This window comes from Roseateles sp. P5_E11, assembly GCF_054049355.1.
The window spans coordinates 1-8,522 of sequence record NZ_JBFUMO010000235.1 but is presented as its reverse complement, the minus strand read 5'-3'; the positions used below and the strand labels follow the sequence as shown (position 1 = coordinate 8,522).

The window sequence follows — 8,522 nt, the reverse complement described above, 5'->3', positions numbered from 1 at the left end:
GTGGGCTGGATGTGCCTGCCGAAGGGCGGCGGCGCAAGCCGCAGCGCGGTCTGCAAGACCGGCCAAGGTAATCCTTGGACGAGGGGCTCCATGACCCCGCGCGGTACCACCCCCACCATCGTCGACGTTGCCCGCGAGGCGGGCGTGTCGATCAAGACGGTATCGCGCGTGCTCAACCATGAGCCCGGCGTGCATGAAAGCACCCGGGATCAGGTACTCAAGGTGGTGGAGGCGCTGCGCTACCGGCCCAAGCAGTCGGCGCGCAGCCTCGCAGGTGGACGGTCCTTCCTGATCGGCCTGCTCTATTACGACCCCAGCGCGATCTTCGTCGGCAGCGTGCAGCAAGGCGCCACGGTGCGATGCCGCGAACTGGGGTATCACCTCGTTGTCGAGTCACTTCACAACGATGCRCCCGACCTGCGCCAGCAGATCGACCGCATGGTGATGGCACTGCGCCCCGACGGCATGATCCTGACGCCGCCGCTGTGCGACAACCCCGAGGTGCTCGCCGCGCTGCGCGAGAACGGCACGCCCTGCGTGCTGATGTCGCCCGAGCGCGACCTGCGTGGGGTGCCTTCGGTGCGCATGGACGATGTGCATGCGGCCGAAGAGATCACCAATCTGCTGCTCAGCCTGGGCCACCAGCGCATCGCCTTCATCAAGGGGCCGCCGGACCAGTCGGCCAGCGCGGCGCGCTACCAGGGCTTCGTCAACGCGCTGCGCGCGCATGGCCTGGAGCCCGACCCCGAACTGATCCAGCCCGGCGCCTTCACTTTTGAGAGCGGCCGCGACGCGGCCCATCAATTGCTCAGCCGCCGCCAGCGGCCGACTGCCGTGTTCGCCAGCAATGACGACATGGCCCTGGGCGTGTTGGCTGCTGCCCAACGCCTGGGCCTGCCAGTGCCCAACGACCTGTCGGTGGCTGGCTTCGACGATTCGCCGACCGCCGCCCTGGTGTGGCCGCCGCTAACCACCGTGCGCCAGCCGGTCGCCGAGATGGCACGCACGGCGGTGGAAATGCTGGTCGCAGGTCAGCGGCCCGACGCCTCAGCGGGGCCGGCCGACGAGGCCGACCTGCACAAGGTGCTGCGGCACGAACTTGTCGTGCGGGACTCCACGCGCGCCCGCTGAACCGGCGCGCTTTCGCCTCGGCCCTCCTGCTTTGATCGGCCCGTCGCAGCGCTGCCGTTACCGCTAACAGCGCGTATTGACAGCGTTGTCATTTGTCGGGCAAGATGGCGGCGCCACGGGGGCAGGTGTCGCTTCAAACCTGTTTGCCCAAGCTGCTTGATGGTCCGACGCTCGCCGCCATCAAAGCGGTCGGCCTGGTAGCGGTACGCCCAATTCAAACAACACAGGAGACGTCATGAAGCGCTGCCGCTGCCCTGCGGATTCGGCCGTTCCGCCCTCCTGACCCGTCTTCGCTCCGTCGTCGCGGCGCCACCGCCGTCTTGCTCAGCTTTTTGCCCCTGCCTCTCCGCTATGAGCCTTGCCAACCTCGACCGCATCGACCCCGCTGCACTCGCCCAGTCCTTCCCGCCCGGCTTTCTCTGGGGTGTCGCCACCAGCGCCGCGCAGATCGAGGGCGCCGCCTTCGAGGACGGCAAGGCCGCCTCCATCTGGGACCACTTCTGCCGCCAGCCGGGTCGCATCAAGGACGCGTCCAACATCGACGTCGCCTGCGACCACTACCACCGCTTCCGCGATGACGTCGCGCTGATGAAGGGCCTGGGCCTGGACTGCTACCGCTTCAGCTTCAGCTGGCCGCGCGTGCAGCCGCTGGGCGAGGGTGCCTGGAACGAGGCAGGCTTCGCCTTCTATGACCGCCTCATCGACGCGCTGCTCGAAGTCGGCATCCAGCCCCACGGCACCCTCTATCACTGGGACCTTCCGCAGGCCCTGGACGAAAGCATCGGTGGCTGGCTGTCGCGCGGCATCGTCAGCCGCTTCGCCGACTACGGCGCCGAGATCGCGCGCCGCTTCGGCGACCGCCTGGCCAGCATCGCGACGCACAACGAGCCCTGGTGCACGGCGACCCTGGGCTACGAGACCGCACAGTTCGCGCCTGGCCGCACCAGCCGTGCCGAGAGCCTGCAGGTGGCCCACCACCTGATGTTGTCCCATGGCGAAGCCATCGCCGCGATGCGCGCGGTCACCAAGACCAAGCTCGGCATCGTCCTCAACCACACGCCGTCCTTCCCCGCCACGCCCAACGAGGCCGACCGCCGCGCCGCCCGCATCGACGACGGGCTCAACGTGCGCTGGTACATGGACCCGATCTTCCGCGGTGCCTACCCGGCCGACGCTGTTGAATACGTCGGTGCCGACGCCCCACGGGTCGAAGCCGGCGACTTGGACCGCATCCGCCAGCCGCTGGACTTCCTCGGCATCAATTTCTACACGCGCAGCCTCTTCGGCGCGGACGGCAAGACCGTCCCGGGCCCGGGCAAGCGCGGCTTCACCGACATGGGCTGGGAGATCGTGCCCGAGGTCTTCGCCCAGCACCTGGTGCGCCTGGCGCGCGAGTACAACCCGCCGCCGATGTTCATCACCGAGAACGGCATGGCCAATGCCGACCGCGTCGTCGACGGCCGGGTACCCGACAAGGAGCGCATCGCCTACCTGTCGGCCCACCTCCAGGCGTTGTCCACCGCCATGAGCCTGGGCGCCGATGTGCGCGGCTATTTCTACTGGAGCCTGCTCGACAACTTCGAGTGGAACTCCGGCTACGACAAGCGCTTCGGCCTCGTCCACGTCGACTACGAGACCCAGCAGCGCCTGCTCAAGGACAGCGCCCACTGGTATCGCGATTTCGTCGCCCTGCACCACACGCTTCGCTGAAGACGGGGCGCCGGCGTGTCTCACTCACGCCGTCCGGTATGCATTCCTCCGCGTTTGCCCCGACTAAGCGGCGGGAAATYGGTCACGTTCAGGCGCTAAGCTCCGACTTGCGCCCCGCCGGTACTTTTCCCAGCCGGTAGCGGGCGCGATCGGCCGATTTGACGTATGATAGGAGACCGGTTCGAGCACTGCGGCAGGGCTGCCGGAGCTCGGGCCGGGTCGAGGGTGCCCGGCGCACGGGTTTTGAGCGAATGCAGGATAGAACAAGCGATCCACTGATCGATGTCAGCCAGTTGGCGGTCGGGATGTTCATTCATCTGGATCTCGGCTGGATGTCGCATCCCTTCCCCTTGTCGAGCTTCAAGATCGCCTCCAGCGATCAGTTGCTGATCCTGCGCCGCCTTGGCTTGACCCAGGTGCGCTGGAGCCCCGCCAAGAGCGACCTGGACCTGCAGTCGTCCGAGGACGCCGTGGCTGCGGATGCCGGCGACGTCAGTGCTGCGAGCGACAGTTCCGCCCCCTCGCAACCCAGCCCTGAAGATCTGGCTCGCGAAGCCCACCGCCGCGCTCTGGCCGCCCAACGCGAGGCCCTGCGTCTGTGCGAGGAGCAGTACGGCGAGGCGGCCAAAGGCTTTCGCGGTGTCATGGACCTGGTCCAGCCCGATCCCCATGCCGCCCGTACCCAGGCCGAGAGCCTGACCGCCGCACTGCTCGACAAGATGCTGGTCGAGGGTGATCTCAATATGCGGCTGCTCAATGAAGCTGCCGGCGACCGCAGCACGGCCCACGCGCTGAACGTCTGCATCATTGCCCTGCTGCTCGGCCGCGCTTTCGGCCTCGGTCGCGACGAGATGATGGACCTGGGCGTCGGCTCGCTGCTGCACGACGTCGGCAAGCTCGAGGTCGCTGCGCGCCTGCGCCACCGCGACGAAAGCTTCACGGCGGCCGAGACCCAGGCCTACCAGCAGCACGTCGTCAAGGGCGTGGCCATCGCCCAGACCATGGGCCTGGCACCCGGCCCGCTGCTCATCGTTGCCCAGCATCATGAGCATGCCGACGGCAGCGGCTTCCCGCAAAAGATCAACATGGACCGCATGAGCACCGGCGCGCGCATCGTTGCGCTGGTCAACCGCTTTGATGGCTTGTGCAATCCGCTGATCACGTCCAAGGCGATGACGCCCCACGAGGCGCTGTCGCTGATGTTTGCGCAGGGCCGCAATCGCTTCGACGCGACCATGCTGAACGCCTTCATCCGCATGATGGGTGTCTACCCGCCGGGTTCCACCGTGCAGCTCACCGATGACCGCTATGCGCTGGTCGTTTCGGTCAATTCGGCGCGTCCGCTGAAGCCTCGCGTCATGGTCCATGACGTCAAGGTGGTCAAGGAAGAGGCGCTGATCCTCAACCTCGAAGAGATGCCCGACCTCGGCATCCGGCGCAGCCTCAAGCCCCAGTTCCTGCCGCGAGCCTCGCTCGACTACCTCAGCCCCCGGGCGCGCATCGCCTACTTCTTCGACGCCGCGAGTACGGGACCAGGGGAGTTGGCCGCGTGAACGCCGGCCGCGAGGCGAACTCAGCCTTGCCCCGCGTCTCGGAGGCGCCGTCCGTGATCGGTGCGCTGCTGGAAGGCCTGCCCGAGCCGGCCTGGCTGGTGGATGGTGAAAGTCTGACCGTCAACGCCGTCAACCGCGCCGCGTTGCGCCTGCTCGGTCTCAAGCCCGAACGGGCGCTGGGCCAGCCGCCGGCCCTGTTGTGCGGCTCGCTGGAGGACGAGGCCTTCTGGCAGGGTGCCGCCCGCGATCCTTTCGCCCGAATCCGCTCCGACACGGTGCTGACTCACAGCGACGGCCAGCCGCGCTGGGTCAGCCGCAGCATCAGTCCCGTCCACACGCCCGACGGCGGCCGCTACTGGCTGGTGCTGCTGCACGACCAGACCCGGCGCCGGCGCGCCGAGGCCGAGCGCGAGACCCTGCTGGCCGAACTGCGCGCGACGCTGGAGTCCACCGCCGACGGGATCCTCGTCGTCGACCTGGGCGGCCGCGTGCGCAGTTTCAACCGCCGCTTTGCCAAGCTCTGGGGCCTGCCCGGCGGGCTGCTGCATGAGCCCGGCGACGCCGGCCTGTGGCTGAGCCTGCAGCGTGTCATGCGCGACGGCGAGCAGTACCGCCTGCGCATCGAGTCACTGCTGGACGCGCCGCTGATGCGCTCCAGCGACATGCTGCGCCTGGCCGATGGCCGCGTGCTGGAGCAGGTCTCGCTGCCGCAGATGAGTCGCGGCGAGCCCATCGGCCGGGTCTTTTCATTCCGCGACCTGAGTGAGAAGCTGGCTGCGCACCAACGCATCGAGGAGCTTGGCCGTTCCGATGTGCTGACCGGCGCGCCCAACCGCCGCGCGCTGGCCGACCGCATCGTGCAGCAGATGGCCGCCGTCGAGACTGGCCAACCGGCGCCCGCTGAATCTCCCACTTTTGCGCTGCTGCATCTCGACCTGGACCGTTTCAAGCAGATCAACGACACCCTGGGCCACAGCTATGGCGACCGCGTGCTGCGCGAGGTCGTCGAGCGCCTGCGCGGCGCCGTCGGCGCCAATGACACCTTGGCCCGACTGGGCGGCGATGAATTCGCGCTGCTGATCGACGGCGCCCAGATGTTCGAGGCCGAGGCCGCCGCCCGCCATGTGCAGCAACTGCTGGCCCAGCCCTTCAGCTTCGACACGTTGAGCTTCACCGTCACGGCCAGTTGCGGCATCGCCTTGCACCCCGGCGACGGCAGTTCGCCCGACGAGCTGATGGCCAGCGCCGAACGCGCCATGCACTGGGTCAAGGAAAGCGGCCGCGCGGGCTTCCGCTTCCACGTGCCGCGCAAGGAAGTCGACCTGCTGTCGCGCATGCGCCTGGACCACGACATGCGCCAGGCCCTGGCCGAGGGGCGCTTTCGGCTCCACTATCAACCCCAGGTCGAGCTGGGCAGCGACCGCGTCATCGGTGCCGAGGCGCTGATCCGCTGGCGAGACCCCCAGCGTGGCGACATTTCGCCCGCCGAATTCATCCCCCTGGCCGAGGAGAGTGGCTTTGTTGTCGCCATCGGCGAGTGGGTGCTGCGCGAGGCCGTCGGCCAGGCCGCCTACTGGTTGGGCCGCGGCCTGCGCATGCCGGTCGCCGTCAACGTGTCGGCCCTGCAGTTCCAGCAGGCCCATTTCGTCGAGACGGTGGCTGCAGTCCTGCGCGAGGCCACGCTGCCGGCCAGCCTGCTCGAACTGGAATTGACCGAGGGCGTGCTGCTGGGCGATGCCGAGGAGGCTCTCAAGCGCATGCGCGCGCTGGCGGCCCTGGGCGTCACGCTGTCCATCGACGACTTCGGCACCGGCTACTCCTCCCTGGGCTATCTCAAGCGCTTCCCCATCCAACGCCTGAAGATCGACCGCAGCTTTGTGCAGGGCCTGCCCAGCGACGCCAGCGATGTCGGCATCGCCAACGCCATCGTGCAGATGGGCCGGGCCCTGGGCCTGCAAGTCATCGCCGAAGGTGTCGAGACTGAGGCCCAGCGCGACTTCCTGGCCCAGGCCGGGTGCCACGAGTTCCAGGGCTATCTGTTTGCCAGGCCGCTGCCGCCCGACGAATTCGAGCAGCGCGTGCGCCCGCGCCGCCATGTCGTCGACTCGCCGGTGTCCGGCTGGCTGGGGTTGGCCAGCGCCTGAGACGGCACCCCTCGCCCAGTCCCGCCCTGCTGAACGCCGGCGTGTCTGGTCGGTCCCCCGGGGGGACGGCGATGCTTGCGGCATCGAGCCGCAAGCATCGCCCAAGGCGGGCCGGCTWGGGAGCGGCCCGGCGCTCGGCCCGCGCAAGTACACGCGCACAATGCCGCCATGCTCTACCGCTTCAAATCCAAGGCTGGCGCCGACGTCATCATGATGGCCGATTCGGCCGATGCCGTGCTGCGCCTGATGGGGCGCGAACCCGCCCAACAAGGCATCCTCGAAGTGGCTGCACTGCCGGGCCTGATCCAGGCGCTGGAAGCCGGCGTGGCGGCCGATGAGGCGCAATTCCAGCGCAGCGTCGACGAAGCCAAGGCCGCCGGCGAGGCCGTGCCGCGCCGCCAGGGCGTGTCCCTGCGCCAGCGCGCCTGGCCGCTGCACGAGTTGATGCAGCGCAGCATGAAGGAAAAGGCCGACGTCGTCTGGGGTGTCTAGTTGTGATGGAAGAAGTCACTCGACTGATCCTGATCCGCCACGGTGAGACTGCCTGGAACCGCGCCACGCGAATCCAGGGGCATACCGACATCCCCTTGAGCCCGCTGGGTCTGGCCCAGGCTCAGCGCCTGGCCGAGGCCATGGCCGACGAGCCGTTGGCGGCCATCTATTCCAGTGATCTCAGCCGTGCCCGCCAGACCGCCGAGGCCGTGGCCGGCGTCCAAGGCCTGGCCATCCACTTCGACGCCGCTCTGCGCGAGCGCGCCTTCGGCCGGTTCGAGGGGTTGAGCTGGGAAGAGATTGATAGGGGTTATCCCGAGGATGCCGCCCGATGGCGGCGTCGTGAGCCCGATTTCGCCGTCGGCGGCGGCGAGAGCCTGACCGTCTTTAGCGCGCGCTGCGTCGCTGCGGCCCGCCGCGCCGCCGCGGCCCACCCGGGGCAGAGCATTGCGCTCGTCGCCCATGGCGGCGTGCTGGACTGCCTCTACAGGGCTGCGACCCGGTCCGCCCTGGACGCGCCGCGCAGCTGGCAGCTGGGCAATGCCACCATCAACCGATTGCTGGCAACAGCCGAAGGATTCACGCTGATCGGCTGGAACGACGACCGCCACTTGGCCGGGCTGAGCGCCGACGACATCGCGGCTTGATGCAGGCAGGGCGGGCTTTTCAAGGTCCCTAGGCCCACTGTTGCATCCACGCGTCGCTGCGGTCGGGCGCGGTAAAAGCCGCTCCTATACTGGCCGCCACTGGTCCTTCAAGGCAGGGCCCATGGCCCCGCCCAACCTCTCTACAAAGGCAAAACGATGAAGAAGATTGCACTCGTCGCCGCTCTGGCCGCTACCGCCGCCGCGCCGGCTTTCGCACAAAGCGTGACCCTGTGGGGCCGCCTCAACACCTCCGTGGAAAGCCAGAAGATCGGCTCGCAAGACCGCAAGGTCGCTGTGCAAAACAACTCGTCGCGCCTGGGCCTCAAGGGCAGCGAAGACCTCGGCGGCGGCCTGAAGGCTTCCTTCTCGCTGGAGCATGGTTTTGAATCGGATACCGGTGCTGCCAGCGCCGGCACGACCTTCTGGAGCCGCGCTTCGTGGGTCCAACTGGAAGGTGGCTTCGGCGGTATCCGCCTCGGCCGGTGGTTCCCGGGCTCCTACTTCGCCACGGCCGACTACGTGTCCATGCACAACCATGACACGGGCACCTCGACGGACGCGCTCTACGCGACGCACTTCGTGCGCAACAACAAGGTGTCTTACTTCACCCCGACAGCGGGCGGCTTCTCCGCCGAACTTTCGGCAGCCGCCGGTGAAAACGCGACCCCCCGCGCTTTCGACGTCGCAGTGAACTACGACATGGGCCCCGCCCACGCCGGTTTCGGCTATGAGAAGCACGGCGACTTCACCCAACTCGCCATTCGCGGCCTGTATGAGTTTGGCCCGGTGGTCATTGGTGGCTACGTCCAGCGCGCCGAGAACACCTTCGGCGAGAACACCTTCGG

The 8,522-nt window shown here is 68.0% G+C and carries 7 protein-coding genes; all 7 read left to right on the top strand.

The window, feature by feature from the left end; all coding sequences use genetic code 11:
* Positions 1 to 90 precede the first annotated feature (90 nt).
* Positions 91 to 1,131 (top strand): LacI family DNA-binding transcriptional regulator, encoded by a 1,041-nt coding sequence (locus tag ACXJKR_RS17500; protein WP_056194380.1) that lies wholly within the window; start codon positions 91 to 93, stop codon positions 1,129 to 1,131.
* 351 nt (positions 1,132 to 1,482) lie between these two features.
* Positions 1,483 to 2,841, top strand: a complete 1,359-nt coding sequence (locus tag ACXJKR_RS17495) for a GH1 family beta-glucosidase (protein WP_457323899.1) — start codon at positions 1,483 to 1,485, stop codon at positions 2,839 to 2,841.
* A 251-nt stretch (positions 2,842 to 3,092) separates the two neighbouring features.
* On the top strand, positions 3,093 to 4,394 hold the full coding sequence (locus ACXJKR_RS17490) for an HD-GYP domain-containing protein (RefSeq protein WP_457323898.1): 1,302 nt from the start codon (positions 3,093 to 3,095) through the stop codon (positions 4,392 to 4,394).
* A 26-nt stretch (positions 4,395 to 4,420) separates the two neighbouring features.
* The gene (locus tag ACXJKR_RS17485; RefSeq protein WP_082532505.1) at positions 4,421 to 6,538 is read left to right on the top strand and encodes a putative bifunctional diguanylate cyclase/phosphodiesterase; all 2,118 of its coding nucleotides are present in this window, start codon (positions 4,421 to 4,423) and stop codon (positions 6,536 to 6,538) included.
* A gap of 168 nt (positions 6,539 to 6,706) precedes the next feature.
* Positions 6,707 to 7,030, top strand: coding sequence for a DUF1840 domain-containing protein (locus ACXJKR_RS17480; protein ID WP_056194372.1), 324 nt, complete (start codon positions 6,707 to 6,709; stop codon positions 7,028 to 7,030).
* Positions 7,031 to 7,035: 5 nt separating this feature from the next.
* Positions 7,036 to 7,677 (top strand): histidine phosphatase family protein, encoded by a 642-nt coding sequence (locus tag ACXJKR_RS17475; RefSeq protein WP_056194488.1) that lies wholly within the window; start codon positions 7,036 to 7,038, stop codon positions 7,675 to 7,677.
* A 156-nt stretch (positions 7,678 to 7,833) separates the two neighbouring features.
* Positions 7,834 to 8,522: porin (locus tag ACXJKR_RS17470; RefSeq protein WP_457323897.1), on the top strand; the 689-nt coding region annotated here is incomplete at its 3' end.

What these genes read in the sequence shown, in the direction of transcription:
- ACXJKR_RS17490 (WP_457323898.1), top strand. Translation starts at nt 3,093, where the DNA reads ATGCAGGATAGAACAAGCGATCCACTGATCGATGTCAGCCAGTTGGCG.
- ACXJKR_RS17480 (WP_056194372.1), top strand. Translation starts at nt 6,707, where the DNA reads ATGCTCTACCGCTTCAAATCCAAGGCTGGCGCCGACGTCATCATGATG.
- ACXJKR_RS17495 (WP_457323899.1), top strand. Translation starts at nt 1,483, where the DNA reads ATGAGCCTTGCCAACCTCGACCGCATCGACCCCGCTGCACTCGCCCAG.
- ACXJKR_RS17475 (WP_056194488.1), top strand. Translation starts at nt 7,036, where the DNA reads ATGGAAGAAGTCACTCGACTGATCCTGATCCGCCACGGTGAGACTGCC.